Source organism: Saccharomonospora marina XMU15 (genome assembly GCF_000244955.1).
Lineage (GTDB): Bacteria > Actinomycetota > Actinomycetes > Mycobacteriales > Pseudonocardiaceae > Saccharomonospora_A > Saccharomonospora_A marina.
On record NZ_CM001439.1, the window covers coordinates 3,213,164 to 3,230,187 of the forward strand.

Below are 17,024 nucleotides of genomic sequence, written 5' to 3' on the forward strand. Positions count from 1 at the left end.
CTGGAGCAGGACCTTGTTCCCTACGCCCGCCGGACCCGGCGGGACCAAACTCATCCGATGATGCGACTTGTGACGCCGCCACTGCGACGCGGTGACGACCTGGCCACCCGACTGGACCGCTGGGTGGCGCACGGGCTGATCACCCGCGAGCAGGCGGACCGCATTCTCTCCGAAGAGCGAGCGCTGCCAGCCGAGCTCCGCGACCGCGCGGGCCGGATGCCGTCACCGGTCGCCGAGGCGCTGGGCTACGTCGGCGGCGTGCTCGTGCTCATCGCCGCCGGGCTCATCGCGGGCCGCTACTGGTCCGAACTGGGTGTCGCGGGCAGGCTCGCGGTTGCCTTCGGCACCGCCACGCTGCTGCTCGTGTCGGGAGCGAGCCTGCGGCCGCGCCTGGGCGAGACCGGGCGGCGGCTGCGCGCCGTGTGCTGGCTGCTGTCCGCCGCGGCGGTGGCACTCGGCACCGGACTGCTCGGCGAGGACATGCTCGACCTGCCCGGTGATGTGACGCCGTTGCTGGCCGCCGCGGTCACGGCGTGCTACGCGGGCGCCCTGTGGTCGATCAGTCGAGAGATTCCCCAGCAGGCGGCGGTCGTCGCCGCGCTCGCGGTGACGGCGGGTACCGCGGCGGCACTGCTGCCAGGATCAACCGACGCCGTCGCGGGCCTCGCGGTCTGGGGTGTCGGGGCGGCCTGGCTGCTGCTCGGCTGGGGTGGCCTCGTCACGCCCCGTGCACCGGTGTGGGTGCTGGGTGGCGCCATCGTGATCGTGGGCGGGCTCATGACACTCGAAGCAGGCTGGGGGGCGGGCGTCGCCCTCGGCACGGCGGCGGCTCTCGTCGCCGCCGGTGTGTGGCAACGCGACCTGCTGCTGCTCGCCACGGGAGCGATCGCGACGTTGCTGACCGTGCCTTCGACGCTGAACCGGTTCTTCCCCGACACCCTCACCGCGCCGCTCGCGCTGCTCGCCACCGGTGTCGTGCTCGTCGCGGGCGCGCTCTACACGGCACGCCGCAAGCGCGGCGCGCCTGCAGGAGATCCGCCGCGCCCCGCCGACCCTCGGCTCGCTGCGGGCCTGGCGGCGGCAGTCGTGGCCGCCGTGGCCGCCGCCGTCGTCCTGCTCGGCGCGGGCTGACCAGCGCGGGCGCCTGAACCTCGACACCGCGGCGGTGCGCGATCCCGGCGACTTCAACGGCGGGTGACCACCCGCAGTTGCAGCATCGCGGCGAAGCGCGCCTCGGGATCGCCGAGGTCCACCTCGCCCACCTCGGCCAGCCTGCGCAGCCGGTAGCGGAAGGTGTTCGGATGCACGCGTAGCTTCCTCGCCGCCTGCGTGACGTCGCCGAAGGCGTCGAGCCAGGCGCGCAGCGTGCCGACGAGGTCGCTGCCGTGCTCGGCGTCGTAGTCGAGCAGCCGAGCGACCGGCCCGGTGGGCCCGTCCCCTCGGGCGGTGACGAGATCGCGCAACTCCAGCACCAGGGCCTCCACGTGCACGTCGGCAAGGCGCGCGACCCGACGGCGGCCGCCAGGCTGGGAGCGCAGCACCCGCAGTGCCCGGTCGGCACTCGCGCGGGCGGCGGCCAGCTCACCGGAATCCTGCGCGCGGGGGCCGATGCCGATCACCGCCCTGCCGCGCTCGCCCACCCGCTCCAGGAAGTCGGTGGCGACCCGCGCCGCACGCCGCTCGCCGTCCTCGCGGCCCACGGGGATCAGCCCGTAGACAACATCGCCGACCAGCGCCGCCGCGCTGCGCGAATGCACGGCGCTCAGGTGCAACGCCAGGCCGTCGGCGAGCCGCTGCCGCTCCGTGACGGCGGTGGCGTCGGCGGCGTCGGTGCCGGCGGAATCCGGCGCCGATGCCACCGCCATGGCGAGTACGACCACCGGCTCGTCGGCGAGGCCGAGCCGGTGCAACGCGTCCCGCGCACCGGCGCCGCCCTCCAGCGCCGTACTGAGTAGGTCGGTGCGCAGCCGCCGCTGCACGTCGGCGCCCGCCCGGTTCCGCAGCATGTGCAGAGCGGCCAGCTTCGCGGCATCGCACAACGCCTGCTCGCGCTCGTCGCTGAGCGGCCCGCGGACCGCGGCCCAGATGGACCCGAGGATCTCGTCGCCTGCCCGCACGGCTACCGCGACCCTCGGCATCGTGAAGCTGTCGCGGGTCTCCTCCAGCGGTTCGACGTAGACCGGGCGGTCGCTGCGGTAGAGGTCGCGGAACACCCCCAGTTCGGCCAGCAGCCGCGCGTACCGCTGCGGCACCTGGCGGCCCAGGATCGTCGCGACCCGCGACGCGTCGGCCTCGTCCTGCCTTCCGGAGAAGGCCAGCACCCGTGACGTGCGGTCCTCGATGGTCACCGGCGCGTCCAGCAGCGCGGCGATCGCGTTGGCGAGCGCGAACAGGTCGCCGGAAGGCATCCCGCCGAGGGTTTGCGGCCCGGCCTCCCCGACGTCGTCCTCGGCGAGCAGCGAGCGCAACATCGCGGCGAGCTGCGCCCACGACGCCCCCGGCGTGAGCCCGAGCAAAGCGATGCCGGACTCGTCGGCCGCCGCGGCCAGGTCACGCGACAGCGCGACCGGCGCGCGCAGCACGAGCCCGGTGGCCTCGTGCCTGCCCAGGTCGTGCAGCAGCCGCACCACCTCGGCGGGCTCGTGCAGGCCCACCCCGAGCACCAGTGCGTGCCTCGGGAGCGCGGGTTCCTCCAGCGGGTCGTGGATGGCGATGCCGCCGATGACGCCGCCGCGGTCGGCGTGGCCGTGGAGCAGCTCCAGCAGTGTCGTGCCGAGGTCGTCGAGCACGCGCCCGAGGCTGGCGTGCGGTCGCTGGCTCACCGGATCGAGCACCACCCGAATCTAGGCCCCCGCTCGGCAGCGTAGTTCGTCGCGCAGCACAGAACCAGACTCGTTGTTGGCCCGCACCTACAACGACACCCACTCCGAACTCACCGTCACCGCCTCCAGTTCGCCTGCGAGCGGCTCCACGCCCAGCCCGGGGCCCGTCGGCACCGGCAGGTGCCCGTCGGCCAGCACGAAGGGCGCCGTGATGTCGGTGCGGTAGTAGCGGTCGGACGCGGAGGTGTCGCCGGGCAGCACGAACCCGGGCAGGGCCGCGAGGGCGACGTTCGCCGCCCGGCCAAGGCCCGTCTCGAGCATCCCGCCGCACCACACCGGCACGCCGTGGGCGGCGCACACGTCGTGGATGCGGCGTGCCTCCAGGTAGCCGCCGACCCGGCCGGGTTTGACGTTGACGACCCGGCACGCGCCCAGCCGGATCGCGTCCGCCGCGGCCCGCGCCGAGACGATCGATTCGTCCAGGCAGATCGGTGTCGTGACGACCTTGGCCAGTTCCGCGTGGCCGAGCACGTCGTCCTCCTCCAGCGGCTGCTCGATCAAGAGCAGCCCGAACGGGTCCAGCCCGGCGAGGGTGCGCGCATCGGCCGGCGTGTAGGCGGTGTTGGCGTCGACCTGCAGCAGCACGTCGTCGCCGAAGCGCTCCCGCACGGCGCGCACCGGCTCGATGTCCCAGCCCGGCTGGATCTTGAGCTTGATGCGCAGGTACCCGGCTTCGAGGAAGCCGCCGACGGTGTCGAGCAACTCGCCGATCGAGTCCATGATGCCGACCGACACTCCACACGGGACGCTGTCGCGTACGGCGCCGAGTTCCCGCGCCAGTGGCCTGCCCTGCTCGCGCAGTTCGGCGTCGAGCACGGCCAGCTCCAGCGCTGCCTTGGCCATCCGGTGGCCCTTCAGCGGCGCCAGTGCCGGTGCCACCGCCGCCGCGTCGAGTCGGGGCAGCGCCGCCAGCGCGGGCACCAGGAACCGGCCGAGTACGTCGGCCGCGGCCCACACGTACTCCGAGGAGTACAGCGGCTCGGCCATCGCGACGCACTCACCCCAGCCCTGCGCCTCGTCGGTCACCACGCGCACCAGCAGCACCTCGCGGGTGGTCTGGGTGCCGAACGAGGTGCGAAACGGCGCCACGAGCGGCATCCTGATCCGCCGCAGCTCCACTGCGGTCAGCTTCATCGCCGGTTTCCTCCCTGTGCCGTGGAGATCACGTACCAGCCCGCCCGGTCGAATCCGGTGACCTGGGCGCCGTCCGCGAGCAGCGCACCGAGCGTCGCCCGCAGTGCCCGGCGCCACCGGACGGCGGCAGCGGAGTCGGTGGCGCGCAGCCGCTCGACGTCGCGGGGTACGGCGACGAGCACGGTGGCCGCGTCGACCGTGCCGGGCAAAGGCCGGTCGCCAGCCGATCTGCCGAGCCCGGCCACCGCACCCAGCGCCCGCGCCGCCTCCGCATCGCACACCGAGGGTGTCCCCGCGCAGGCCGCGCGGACCCGGGGCGAGTCCAGCTCCCAGCGCACGAGCAACCGGTCGGTGTCGTCGGTGCCGTTGATGCCGTCGTTGACCCCGCCGTAGAAGTTGGTGAGGTACTCGGCAGGGACCGCGCCCAGCTTGCCCAGGTTGAAGTAGGCGTTGCGGCACACCAGCGGGTCGAACGTCCAGCTGATCGTCGCCACGCCGCGCGCCAGTGCCCACGCTCGCTGGTGCAGTTTCAGCGCGAAACCCACGCTGCGGCCCGCGGCCGCGGCGGACACCCCGGCGATGTGGCTGTGCATCGTGCCGTCGGAGGGCGCGCCGAAGAAGCCGACACAGGCACCGAGCAGCCGGTCGCCCTCGTAGGCGCCCGCCACGTAGTTACCGCCCTTGGTCAGCGCCCGCAGCAGTTCGGTGGTCACCGGCGGGTTGCGGGGGTCCGGCCGCCAGATGCCGTCGTAGAGCCGGTACACGGCCTCCAGGTCGGCCAGTTCGGTGAGTTCGCGCACCCGCACGCGGGCAGCGCGCGCCGCCGCCTCGGCCGCCGACCGCGCGTTCTCGGCCTCCGGTCGTGGCCGCAGCGGTTCCGGTGGGCGCTGCAGGCGACCTCCGATTCCGGGAATCCCGCGGGCGCCGGTCATGACGATCTCCCTCCACCGCTCGCTGTCGCCGTGGGCGCGGCCTCGCGACCCGGTTCGAGCACATCGGCGACGAGGGCGGCGACCAGCGCCGCCCTGGCGGGCAACTCGGCGACCAGAACGTGTTCGTCGTCGGCGTGGGCGCCACCGCCCACCGCGCCGAGACCGTCCAGCGTGGGGGTGCCGACTCCGGCTGTGAAGTTGCCGTCGGAGGCTCCGCCCACGGCTGCACCACGCGGCGGCGGCAGCCCGAGAGCGCTCGCCAGCGCCACCGCCCTGTCCAGTAACGGCTGTGAGGAACTGGCCTCCAGCGGCGGACGGTTCGGGCCTCCCCCGAGCTCCAGCGTCGCGCCGCCGAGCACGGGCCGCAGGCCGTGCATCGCCGCGTCGATCCGCTGCTGTTCGACGGTGCTGGCCACCCGCACGTCCACCGACAGCTCGCCACCGGCGGGGACGGTGTTCGTCGTGCTGCCCGCCGATGCCACGGTCGGTGTGACGGTGGTGCCCAGCGCCGGATCGGCCAGCGCCTCGACGGCCAGCACCTGGTGCGCTAGCTCCACCGTGGCGTTGACCCCGCGCCACGGCTCCAGCCCGGCGTGGGCGGACCGTCCGGTCACCCCGACCCGGTACAGCGAGACGCCCTTGCGCTCGGTCTTGAGCGCGCCGCCGTCGGCCGCGGCCTCCAGCACCAGCGCCGCGGCGCATCCGGTGGCTTCCGCGCAGATCAACTCCCGCGACGTCGGCGAGCCGAGCTCCTCGTCACCGGTGACCAACAGCGTGACACCGGTCAGGTCCGGCACTGCCGCGAGCGCGTGCAGCGCGACCACCAGGCCCGCCTTCATGTCGAAGCAGCCGGGACCACGCAACACGTCACCGTCCACCGTGTACGGATGCGTGGCCAGCGAACCGATCGGCCACACCGTGTCGTGGTGGCCCAGCAACAGCACCCGGGCCGGGCCGTCGCCGAACCGCCAGCGCAGGTGTGTGCTCCCGGCCTGCACGATCCGCTCCGGCGCGCGCCCCAACCTGCGAGCGCCGACGCGGGCCACCACGTCCGCGCTCGCCGCGACCGCGGCGAGGTCGGACGACGGCGACTCGCAACCGACCAGTTCCTCGATGTCGGCGAGCATGGCGGGCAGCCTGCCGCGCATCGACTCGATCGAGAGCACCTCAGCGCACCTTCGGGGTGGCACGAGCTCCGAAGTGGACATACCGCTCCCCCGTCGCCAGCTCGTAGAAGGTCACCGGTATCCACATCCGCATGTCGGGGTCCTTGGCCACGAACAGGTTCTCCGCGACGGGCACCAGCGCGTAGTCCTGAGTGGGCTCCGGGGTCAGCTCCGCGAGCGGGCCGGTGATGGTGGTGCGCAGGGCGGGCTTGCCGTCCTTGCCCTCGGCGAGCACCTCCATGCGCACGCTCTGCCGCTCGTAGATGCCCACGTGCCGGTGCAGGTCCACCCGCACCGGCTCGGCGGGCGGTCCGAGCGGCTTGGGCATCGCGACGCCCGCGACGTCGGCGAAGATCTCCCGGAACAGGTCCTCGTAGAGGTCGTGCGCATTGTCGCCGTTGGTCAGCAGCGTCACGGCAAGGCCCTGCTCGGGCAGCAGCCGCAGGAACGCGGACTGGCCGATGGTGTTGCCGTCGTGGCCGATCAGGCGGTGGGAGTCCCAGTCGAACCGGGACCAGCCGAGCCCCCACGAGTCGCCGAGCAGGTACTTGTCGGGCAGGTCCGCCTGCAGTGCCGCCATCGCCTCCGCCGAGGACTCGCTGAGCACGCGGCTGCCGTCGGGCGCGAGCCCGCCGGTGAGGTGCATGCGGGCGAAGCCGAGCACGTCGGCGGCCGTGGAGCAGACCAGCCCGGCGGGACCGGCCGACCGGTTCAACACCCACACCGGCGCCCGGTGTGGGCGCCCGTCCTTGGTGACGTGGCCCGCGGCGGCGCGGTGCAGCAGCGCTTCCTCCGGCAGCGTTCCCGTGTGCGCCAGGCCGAGCCGGTCGAAGATCCGCTCCCGCATCGCCTGGTCCCAGACCTGCCCGGTGAGCTTCTCGATCACCCGGCCCGCCAGCGAGTAGCCGGAGTTGCAGTAGGACCACGTGACACCGAGCGGGTGGTTCTGCGCCACGTCGGCCAGCGCGGCCGTGTACTTCTCGAGGCAGTCGTCGCCCCGGCCGGTGTCGGTGAACACGTCGCCGTCGATCCCGCTGGTGTGGGTGAGCAGGTGGCGCATCGTGACCTGTTTCGCGGTGTCCGGATCGGACAGCCGCAGCTCCGGCAGCAGCTCGGCGATCGGCCGGTCGAGGTCCAGCAGTCCCTCGTCCACCAGTTGCAGCACCACCGTGGCCGTCCACACCTTGGACACCGATCCGATCTGGAACACCGAGTCGGTGGTGGTCTCCACCGCGGTGTCGACGTTGAGCACGCCGGATGCGGCCTCGACCAGTTCGTCCTCGCCGCCCGGCCGCAGCCGCAGGATGCCCAGCGTGGCACCGGGAACACCGTGCCGCTCGGCGAGTTCGGTGAGCCTGTGCTGCCAGTGCCCGGCGTCGAGCCGGGGGCGGCGCGGGCCTGCGGCGTCACCGGCGTACTGCTCGACCCACTCGACGACCCTGCGGTTGTAGTCGATCCGCTGCGAGGGCGGTCCTTCCAGGATGAACAGGTGCGAGGCCTCGGGGTAGAGCACGAGCCTGCTCGGCACCCCACGCTCGCGCAGCGCGGTGTGCCACTGCTCGGCCTGCCCCGCCGGACACAGCAGGTCCGCCGCGCCGTGCAGGATCAGGGTGGGAGTGCTCACCTCTTCCACTCTGGACAGAGGCGACATCGCGGCGTAACGCCGCGGTTGCGCCCACGGTGTTCCGCCGAGCTCCAAGTCGCTGAGGTAGTGCCCGTCCGCCGACGATCCCGCGGCGCTCACCAGGTCGGTGACGGGACCGCCGGTGACCGCGGCCGCGAACCGGTCGTCGCGGCTGGTCAGGTAACAGGTCATGAAGCCGCCGTAGCTGTAGCCGGTAACGGCGAGCCGCTTCGGGTCGGCGATTCCCTCGGCGACCAGCTCCGCCACCGGTTCGAGGAAGTCCTGCGCGTCGGCTTCGCCCCAGCCGCCGCTGACGGCGGTGAAGAACCGCTCGCCGTAGCCGTCGCTGCCGCGAGGATTGAGCAGCAGCACGGTCCAACCGCGTGCGGCGAGTTGCTGGTGGTACAGGTGAACCTCGTCGGCCGCGCCGTTCCAGGCGTTGTGGGGTCCGCCGTGGATGTCCAGCAGCAGTGGCCCCGGCGTCGCGGCGTCGGGGTCGCGGATCAGCCAGCCCTGCACCACGGTCCCGTCGGAGATGGCGAACTCGCGCTCCCCGCGGGCGAACAGCGCGGCGCCGTCCGGCACGCCACCGTGGTTGGTGCGGACGGTCTCGGCCCCACCGGCCAGTTCGACCTCGACGACCTCGCCGTAGGACTGCGGCGTGCCCAGCACGACGGCGGCGGTGTCGCCGGACACCGAAAGGCCGGTGACGTTGCGCCCGGCACCTGTGACGACCGGACGCGGGGTGCCGCCGTCGACGTCGACGGCGTAGAGGTGGGTGCAGCCTCGGTCTCGGACGCAGAACACCACGGTGCGGCCGTCGCCGGTCAGCTGTGGCGCACCGCCGGGATAGCCGGGATGGCCGGTCATCACGTTGCGGTCGAGCCCGGCGGCGAGGTCGGTGACGGCACCACCGCCGAGCGGGACCCGCAGCAGCCTGGTGTGTCCCACCGGCTTGCCCTCGGTGCCCGCCACCAGCAGTGCGCCTCCGTCCGCCGTCCAGCACACGGCCTGTGCCACCCCGTCGGGCAGGCCCGCGAGCACCGGCTCGGCGTGCCGGTCGGTCACGTCCAGGGTGTAGACGGGCACGCGCAGGTGCAGGTCGGCGTCGGGCGCGGTCGCCGCGCCGAACGCGAGCCGGTCCGAGCGGGGCGACCAGGACGGCGAGCCCGCGTGCCAGTCGCCGCCGGTGACCTGGCGGCACTCGCCCGTGGCGACGTCGAGGACATGCAGGTGCGCGCGGGTGCCGCGCAGCAGCCCGGCTCCGTCGGCGCGGTAGTCCAGCCGCTCGGTGACGACGGGGGCGACGGGGTCGTCGCTGTTGCCCAGGATGTCCACGGGCGCGGTGAAGGCGATGCGGGTGCCGTCCGGGCTCCACACGGGTGCGCCCGCCCCCAGCGGCAGCGAGGTCAGCGGCTCCGGCTCGCCGCCGTCGGCGGGCAGCGACCACAGTTGTGGTGGGCCGTCCTTGGCCCGCAGGAACGCGATCCGGGTGCCGTCCGGCGACCACGCGGGTGCGGTGTCGGCCGGACCCCTGGTGAGCCGCCTCGGCCCTCCCCCGCCCGCGCACCACAGGGCGTGGGCATTGCGGTCGTGCTCGGTGTCGACGGTGCGCAGCACGTAAAGGCAGCGTGCGCCGTCAGGGGACAGCGCGGGCTGCCCGGGCACGGTGAAGCCGGCCAGGTCCTCGGCGCGTTGGCGGTGGGGCATGGGATCCTCCTCGGTTCGACTGGTCAGCTCCCGGCCGCGAAGTGGCAGGCGGCGAGGTGCCGGTGTCCTTGTGGGACGGGTTCGCTCTCGCGGCAGAGGTCTCTGTCGTCGAGGACGGCGGGCCCGACCGGGCACCGGGGGTGGAACCGGCAGCCGGGCGGCGGGGCGTGCGGGTCGGCGGGTTCGACGTCGGCGACGGCCCGCAGCGCCGGGTCCGCCTCACCGACGACCGGTTCGGAGACGGCGGCGAGCAGTTCCCGCGTGTACGGGTGGCTGGGGTCGGTCAGCACCGCCTCGGCAGGGCCGTACTCGACGATGCGGCCCAGGTACATCACCGCGATGAAGTCGCTGACGTAGCGCACCACGGCCAGGTCGTGGGAGATGAACAGCAGGGACAGCCGCAGTTCCCGCTGCACTTCGCGGACGAGGTTGAGCACGGCGCCCTGGATCGAGACGTCGAGCGCCGAGGTGATCTCGTCCGCGATGAGCACGCGCGGCTCGCCCGCCAGTGCCCGTGCCAGCGCGACCCGCTGGCACTGCCCGCCGGAGAGCTGGCCGGGATAGCCGCGGGCCCGGTCCGCGCTGAGCCCGACCAGCTCCAGCAGCCTGGCCACCTCGGCCCTGCGGCCGGTGCCGCGCCGCGGCATGGCCTCGGCGATCGAGTCGCCGATCGTCATGCGCGGGTCCAGCGACGAGTACGGGTCCTGGAACACCAGCTGCAACGGAGGCCGGGCGCGGCGGCCGCGGTTGAGGGGCTCGCCGTCGAGCAGGATGCGGCCCGCGCTGAGCGGGGCCAGTCCCACGGCGGCGCGGGCCAGTGTGGACTTGCCGGAGCCGGACTCCCCGACCAGCCCGACGACGCTGCCGCCGGGCACGGTCAGGTCGACACCGTCGACGGCGGTGAGCCCGTGCCGGTGGCCGCCGAAGCGCACGCGGACACCCTCGAACGTCAGCTCACTCACCGACACGCACCTCCTCGGCCACGGCGGGCAGCCCGGTGGCGGCGTCGGCGTGCCAGCACGCCACGCGCCGCCCCTCCTCGTCTGGAACCAGCGGCGGGTCGGCGCTGCGGCATTGCTCGTCGGCCAGCGGGCATCGCGTGGCGAACGCGCAGCCGACGGGCAACTCGGCCGGGTCGATCGGGCGGCCGGGGATGACCGCGAGTGGCTGCTCGCGGTCGGTGTTCATGTCGGGCACGGCCGCCAGCAGCGCCCGGGTGTAGGGATGCCGGGCCCGTGCGGGCAGGTCGGCGGCGGGCAGGTCCTCGACGATGCGCCCTGCGTACATGACGAGCACGCGCTCGCAGAACCGGCGAACGACGGTGATGTCGTGGCTGATGAGTAGCAGCGCGACGTCCTCGTGCGCGCGCACCGAGTCCAGCAGCCGCAGCACCTGCCGCTGGACGGTGACGTCGAGCGCGGTGGTCGGCTCGTCGGCCACGATCAGCGCGGGCGCGCCCATCATGCCCATGCCGATCATGGCGCGCTGCCGCATGCCGCCGGAGAACTCGTGCGGGAACTGCTTCGCGCGGCGCGCGGCGGCGGGCACCCGCACGGCCTGCAGCCGGTCGATCGCGCGCTCGAGCGCCTGCCCTCGGCTGAGCCCGCCGTGCTGCTCGGACACCTCCGCGAGCTGGCGGCCGATGCGCTGGGTGGGGTTGAACGACGTCATCGGGTCCTGGAACACCATCGCGAACGACGTGCCGAGCAGATGCTTGCGCTCGCGGTCGGGCAGGTCGAGCAGCGGCCGGTCCAGGAAGTCGAGCCGGTCGGCGCTCACCTCGCCGGGCTGCTCGATGAGCTGCGCGAGAGCGAGCGCGGTGAGGGTCTTGCCGGAGCCGGACTCCCCCACGATCCCGACGGCCGCCCCGCGCCGCAGCGTGAAGCCGACCCCGCGCACCGGGGTGCTGCCAGGGAAGGCGACCCGCAGGCCCTCCACGGCCAGCACGGGCTTCGCCTCGTCGGTCACCACGGGCCTGCGCACGGGCGCGGCGCGGGCCCGGGGGCGCGGCGACAGCGGTGTGGTGCGCATCCCGATGCCCTTCGCGATCGCCTCTCCGAAGAGGTTGAAGGCCAGCCCGGCCACGACGACCGCGGTGCCGGGCGCGAGCGCGGCCGCGGGGTGGACGTAGAGGCTGCTGAGCCCGTCGCCGAGCAGGCGGCCCCAGTCGTACAGCGGTGCCTGTACGCCCAGCCCGAGGAACGACAGCCCCGAGAACGCCAGCAGCGCCGCTCCCGCCGCGATGGTCGCGTTGACCACCAGGGGCTCGGCGACGTTGGGCAGCACGTGCCGCGCGAGCAGCCGCAGCCTGCCGAGTCCGGCGATCCGCGCGGCGGCGACGTAGTCCAGGCCGGAGACCTTGGCCACCAGCGTCTGCGCGAGCCGCGCGAACGCGGGCGCCAGCGCGAATCCGATGGCCAGCACGGCGCCGGTCGCGCCGACACCGAACACCACGGCGAAGAACAGCGCCAGCAGCAGCCCGGGAAACGCCACCGCGATGTTGACCGCCGCGGTCACCACCCGTCCGGCCCGCCTGCCAAGCAGCATCGGGGCCGCACCGAGGAGCAGGCCCGCACCGACGCCGACGGCGGTGGCCAGCAGCGCCAGGCCCACCGAAAGGCCCGTGGCGACGAGCACCCGGAAGAAGATGTCCCTGCCGAGACCGTCGGTGCCCATCCAGTGATCGCCAGAGGGACCCTCCAGTATCCGCCCGGTGTCCACGGCACTGGCCTGGTCGGACCACAGCAACGGTGCCAGCACGGCCAGCAGCAGCACGGCGGCGAGCAGCCCGGCTGCGCCCGCGCCGACCGGCGTGCGCAGCACACCGGCCCAGGTGGACTTCGCTGGTGTGGTCACGGCTCAGCTCTCCTTGATCGTCGAGCGCGGGTCGAGCAGCGCGAGCGCGACGTCCACGGCGAGGTTCACCAGCAGCACCGCGGTGCCGTACACCAGGACGATGCCCTGCACCAGCGGGTAGTCCTTGGCGATGATCGACTCGATGATCGTGGTGCCCAGTCCCGGCCAGGCGAAGACGTTCTCCACGAGCACGGTTCCCGCCACCATCGCGCTCAGCAGCAGACCGCCAACCGTGATCGTCGCCGTCAGCGCGTTCGGCAGCGCGTGTCTGAAGTAGACGAGCCGGTCGGGAAGGCGCTTGGCCCGTGCCGTGCGGATGTAGTCCGCCTCCAGCACGGTCAGCGTCTCCACCCGCAGCAGCCTGGCCAGCACCGCGGTGGGCCCGACCGCCAGCGCGAGCACCGGCAGCACGTACGAGCCGGGCCCGGAGCGCCCGGCGACCGGCAGCCAGCCGAGCTTGACCCCGAACACGTACACCAGTCCGACGGCGAGCAGGAACTCCGGCACGGCACCGAGCACCACGCTCGTGGACGTGAAGGCCAGCTCGGTGTTGCGGCGCCTGCCGCGCCGGGTGAGCACGGCCATCCCGACGCCGACCGGGACGGACACGACCACCGCGATCAGGAACGCGTAGCCCGCCAGCTCCAGCGTGGCGGGCAGCCGGTCCCCGATCACCTGCGACACCGGCAGCCCGGTGCCCACCGATGTCCCGGTGTCGCCGGAGAACAGTCCGCCCAGGTAGTGCACGTACTGCAGCCACAGCGGCCGGTCAAGTCCCAGTGCCGCGCGGCGGGCCTGCACCAGCTCAGGCGATGCGGTGGGTCCCAGTGCCACCCGAACCGGGTCGCCCGGGATCAGGTGGATCATCAGGAACGCCGCCGTCACCAGCACCCACACCGAGATCAGCAACCGGGCCAGCCTGCGTGCCGCGAAGCGTGCCCAGGCGTTGCCCGCCACCGGGTGTGGGCGACGGACCCCGGCGGGAAAGGCGGTCATGCCGGGCCCCCGTTCAGCCGAGCATCCGGATCGAGCTGGGCGCCACGCTGCCTTCCGTCAGCACGAAGGTCGCCCCGCCCGCGAACAGCGGGCGGTTGGTGTTGGCGAACGGCACCACGTCGAGGTCGCCGACCACTGCCTGCTCAGCCTCGGCCCAGGAGTCGCAGCCGTCGGCGCCGGTGGCTTGCGAGGCCCGCTCCACGGCGGCGGTGTAGTCGGGGTTGTCGATGAAGGAGAAGTTGTTGCCTTCGGGTGGCGTCGCGCCCGACAGGAACGGCACGAGCTGGGTCGGCAGGGTCACGTTCAGCGGGAGGAACGCGGCGTGCCACGTGCCCTGCCCGGCGGCGACGACCTGTTCGACCTGCGTGTCGGGCCCGCCCCGCAACTCGACTTCCACGCCGACCGCGCGCCAGGAACGCTGCACCAGTTCCGCGGCCGACTGCATCGGCGCGCCCAGCTTGCTGGGGTAGTAAAGCGTCATCGACAGCCGCTTGCCGTCCTTGGTGCGGATGCCGCCCGGCCCGGGCGTCCAGCCGGCCTCGTCGAGCGCGGCGGCCGCCGCCTCGGCGTCGTGCTCGGGAAGTGACGGCGCGGCGTCCTCGCACGGCCCCATCCCGGTGGCGACCAGCCCGGAAGGCGGCTCCCCCATCCCGCCCGTGATGACGTTGGCGAGTTCGCTCAGGTCCAGCGCCTGGGTGAGCGCCCTGCGCACCTGCGCCTGCTCGGCTGGCATCCCGGGTTTCTGGTTGAACCACAGCTCGCCGAGCACGGCCACGACGTCGCGCCGCAGCAGTTGCTGTGCCTCCAGCCGCCGCCGGTCCGGACCGATCACCGAGCCCGCGTTGACCTCACCGGAGGCCAGCAGGTTGGCCGCGGTGGTCTCGTTCGGCACCACCCGGAGCACGACCTTGTCCGGAAGGCCGCGCTGGTCCGGCTTCCAGTCGCCGGGGCCCCACGCGTAGTCCTCGCGCCGGTCCAGTGTGTAGTGATCTCCCGCGACGGCCTCGGTCACGGTGAACATCCCGGTGCCCGCGCCGCCCTGCTTGAGCAGGTCACGGTTGTCCAGACCGCGCTCGCACACGATCGGCAGGCTGCCGATGTTGCGGGCCAGAAACGGGTCCGGCGAGGGCGCGGCGACAGTGACGGTGCGGGCCGCGTCGTCGGCGGTGGCCTTCGCGCCCGGCGGCACGTACAGCCCGACCACCGCCGCCGCGTTCTCCACATCACCCACGAAGTTGATGTTGTCGGCCACTGTGGTCGCGGTGAGCGGGCGGCCGTCGGCGCAGCTTAGGCCATCCCGCAAGGTGAACGTGGCCTCGGTGGTGCTCGCCTCCCACTGCCCGGCGAGCCCGGCGACGAGTTCGCCGTTCTCGTCGACGTGCAGCAGCGGGTCGTAGAGGAAGCGGTTGACCTGCATGGTCACCGAGAGCGTGGAGAAGTGCGGGTCGAGGTTGCCCGGGTCCGTGCCGAGCACCATCGTGAACGTCTTGCCGTCCACGAAGTTCTGCCCGCCCTGCGCTCCGCCGGAGCCTGCGCACGCGGCGAGGGTCACGGCGAGCACACCGGCCGTGGCGATGGTCAGCACCGATTTCATGACGCCTCCAGCTCCAACGGGTTCTTGGAGCAGGAGCCTGCCGACGCGCGACGGCGTTGTCTTTGTCCGACTCGACCACAAATCGGGGGCCGGTTCGTCGGCTCGTCCGAACGCGGCGGCTCGGCCGCCGGGTGGCTACTCGATGACCGTGCGCACGGGCGTGCCGAGTTCGACGGTGCGGCTCACGGTGCAGAGTTTGTCGTGCGAGAGCGCGACCGTGCGGGGCAGCATCGCGCGAGCCGCGTCGCCCTGCTCGCCGTCGGGGAAGCGCACGGCGAAGGTCACGCTGAGGTTCTCCATCCGGTTGCCGGACTCCCTGTCCGACACCTTGTCCCCGCTGACCGTCACGGTGAACGAGGTCGGCTCGGTTCTTCTGCTGGTCGCGATGTCGGTGTCGATGGCCGTGCAGCCGCCGATCGCGGCGAGCAGCAGCTCGACCGGGCTGAAGTCCTCACCACCGAACGCGATCGTGGCGCCGCGCTCGTTGTGCGCCACGTACCGTCCTGCCGCCACTCGCTCGATACGCACCGACCTGGGCTCTGTCGTCATGCCTGCGAAACTACCCCGCACCCGCGGCAGCGGGTTCCACCGTCGCCAGCAGCTCGGCCCGCTGCCTGCGATAGGTCGCCACGGCGGCCGTGTTCACCATCGCGGGCGACCCGGACGGGCTCGTGGCGAGTGCCCGCCCGACGGCGGCCGGGCGGCCCCGTTCACTCCCGGTAGAGGACGAGGTGCTCGTGGTAGAGGACGCCGTCGCGAACGTCGCCGGTGGCGGTGAAGCCGGTGTCGTCGACGTAGTCGATGTGGTTGCCCGTGACGGTGTAGCTGCCCGTGTAGGCGCTCTTGCGGTTGCCGCGGGCCTCGTCGTAGCGGCCGTCGGGACGTAGTTCCTGGCGGATGTGGCCGTCCGCGGTGACCCACATGCCGACGAACGGGTGCGGTGCGGTGTCCTTGCCGTTGTTCATGGCTCCAGGATCGCCGGCGCCGCAGGAGTCGACCAGGGCGCGCTCACCCTGGGAGCCGCGCACCCTGCCTCGCCCGGGTCATCGGGACTGCAGCGCGTCCAGCGCGATGGCCTGCGCGAGCAGCAGCCTGCGGTCCAGGGCCGGATCGTCGATGTGGAGCAGGTAGTGGTCGCGGAAGCGGGTCTTCTTCTCGAACACCGCGACGGTCTCGCCGCCGCGGACGAAGTCGAAGTGATACATCCACGGAAACGGCAGGTCGCCGACCCACGGCAGGAAGTCCCAGATCCGGCGAAACAGCGCCATGGCCATGCTGCGCTCGCTGATGTCCACCGGCTCGGCGCCGGACTGGTCGAGCTGCCACGTGGAGCGCAGCAGCGACTTGCCGAACTTCTTGCCGAAGTAACCCAGCGACCGCCCTTGCGCATCCGTCACGTCGTAGGCGCTGGCAAGGTCGATGACCTTGCGCGCCTTGAATGCCCCGAGCACCGCCTGCTTGCTCTCATCGGTGTAGAGCGTGACGTGCTCCTTGAAGGCCATGCGCTTCTGTTCCACGAAGGCGACGAGCTGGCCAGGCTGCCCCCGGCCGTCGTCGGCGAACACCTCGTAGCGGTTGACCATCATCGTGATCCGCTGGTGCACGTGGAACCGCTGCTGCGCCTGTAGCTGCTGAACGAGCATGCAACCCCCATCGACGTTCGACGCCACCGTGGTGCGGCACGTGGCGAGAAGTATCCCACGCGACCCAAGTGCCGCCCCGCGTGACCGCAGGCGGGGGAAACGTCGCAGCGTAGCTCGACGAACCGACGACTGACCTACCGCACGCAGGACATCAGCGAGCCAGACCAACGCATAGGAGACCGAACTGTCCGGATCTTCGACCGTCTATCGAGTATTGAGCCCTTTCTACGCTTTTCTACTCGGAGCCGGTGTAGATGACATACCTACACCAAGAAGGCGAATCGTCACCGGCCTTGCGGACCGGCTTCGGTCTCAGACCAGCGCCGGTCGCGCCGGGACCTCACCCCAGCCGAGTACGAGTGCGCGCAATTCTCTCAACAACCGCCACGCCGCGGGAGTCCGGGCGCGTGTTGTTGCACCAGTCGCACCACTCCATGTGGGCGAACTACACCTCGGTGAGTGTGTTGAACGGGCCGTCCCTGTGGAC

General features: G+C 72.7%; 13 protein-coding genes. 1 reads left to right on the forward strand and 12 read right to left on the reverse strand.

Annotated features, from left to right (window positions below):
- Nucleotides 1–57 precede the first annotated feature (57 nt).
- Nucleotides 58–1,131, forward strand: a complete 1,074-nt coding sequence (locus SACMADRAFT_RS15220; RefSeq protein ID WP_009154726.1) for a DUF2157 domain-containing protein — start codon at nt 58–60, stop codon at nt 1,129–1,131.
- Between the two features lie 53 nt (nt 1,132–1,184).
- Here SACMADRAFT_RS15220 and SACMADRAFT_RS15225 read toward each other — a convergent pair whose 3' ends face one another.
- The 12 genes from SACMADRAFT_RS15225 to SACMADRAFT_RS15280 form a co-directional block, all read right to left on the reverse strand.
- Nucleotides 1,185–2,834: a PucR family transcriptional regulator gene (locus SACMADRAFT_RS15225; RefSeq protein WP_009154727.1), complete on the reverse strand. Its 1,650-nt coding sequence runs from the start codon at nt 2,832–2,834 to the stop codon at nt 1,185–1,187.
- A 75-nt stretch (nt 2,835–2,909) separates the two neighbouring features.
- Nucleotides 2,910–4,016: an o-succinylbenzoate synthase gene (menC, locus tag SACMADRAFT_RS15230; RefSeq protein WP_009154728.1), complete on the reverse strand. Its 1,107-nt coding sequence runs from the start codon at nt 4,014–4,016 to the stop codon at nt 2,910–2,912.
- The gene (locus SACMADRAFT_RS15235; RefSeq protein WP_009154729.1) at nt 4,013–4,948 is read right to left on the reverse strand and encodes a GNAT family N-acetyltransferase; all 936 of its coding nucleotides are present in this window, start codon (nt 4,946–4,948) and stop codon (nt 4,013–4,015) included. Before SACMADRAFT_RS15235 ends, menC begins: the two co-directional genes overlap by 4 nt.
- A complete protein-coding gene (locus tag SACMADRAFT_RS15240) occupies nt 4,945–6,075 on the reverse strand; it encodes a M20/M25/M40 family metallo-hydrolase (protein WP_198286039.1) in 1,131 nt (376 codons plus the stop codon). Before SACMADRAFT_RS15240 ends, SACMADRAFT_RS15235 begins: the two co-directional genes overlap by 4 nt.
- 40 nt (nt 6,076–6,115) lie before the next feature.
- The gene (locus SACMADRAFT_RS15245; protein WP_009154731.1) at nt 6,116–9,448 is read right to left on the reverse strand and encodes a serine hydrolase; all 3,333 of its coding nucleotides are present in this window, start codon (nt 9,446–9,448) and stop codon (nt 6,116–6,118) included.
- A 23-nt stretch (nt 9,449–9,471) separates the two neighbouring features.
- Nucleotides 9,472–10,410, reverse strand: coding sequence for an ABC transporter ATP-binding protein (locus SACMADRAFT_RS15250; protein WP_009154732.1), 939 nt, complete (start codon nt 10,408–10,410; stop codon nt 9,472–9,474).
- Nucleotides 10,403–12,304, reverse strand: a complete 1,902-nt coding sequence (locus tag SACMADRAFT_RS15255; protein ID WP_009154733.1) for a dipeptide/oligopeptide/nickel ABC transporter permease/ATP-binding protein — start codon at nt 12,302–12,304, stop codon at nt 10,403–10,405. The genes SACMADRAFT_RS15250 and SACMADRAFT_RS15255 overlap by 8 nt, the downstream gene beginning before the upstream one ends.
- 3 nt (nt 12,305–12,307) lie before the next feature.
- Nucleotides 12,308–13,300: an ABC transporter permease gene (locus tag SACMADRAFT_RS15260; protein ID WP_009154734.1), complete on the reverse strand. Its 993-nt coding sequence runs from the start codon at nt 13,298–13,300 to the stop codon at nt 12,308–12,310.
- A 13-nt stretch (nt 13,301–13,313) separates the two neighbouring features.
- The gene (locus SACMADRAFT_RS15265) at nt 13,314–14,894 is read right to left on the reverse strand and encodes an ABC transporter substrate-binding protein (RefSeq protein WP_009154735.1); all 1,581 of its coding nucleotides are present in this window, start codon (nt 14,892–14,894) and stop codon (nt 13,314–13,316) included.
- A gap of 135 nt (nt 14,895–15,029) precedes the next feature.
- Entirely contained in the window at nt 15,030–15,443 is a 414-nt protein-coding gene (locus tag SACMADRAFT_RS15270) for an OsmC family protein (RefSeq protein WP_009154736.1), read from the reverse strand.
- 161 nt (nt 15,444–15,604) lie between these two features.
- On the reverse strand, nt 15,605–15,859 hold the full coding sequence (locus SACMADRAFT_RS15275; protein ID WP_040926465.1) for an Atu4866 domain-containing protein: 255 nt from the start codon (nt 15,857–15,859) through the stop codon (nt 15,605–15,607).
- 78 nt (nt 15,860–15,937) lie between these two features.
- Nucleotides 15,938–16,537, reverse strand: coding sequence for an LURP-one-related/scramblase family protein (locus SACMADRAFT_RS15280; protein ID WP_009154738.1), 600 nt, complete (start codon nt 16,535–16,537; stop codon nt 15,938–15,940).
- Between the last annotated feature and the right edge of the window lie 487 nt (nt 16,538–17,024).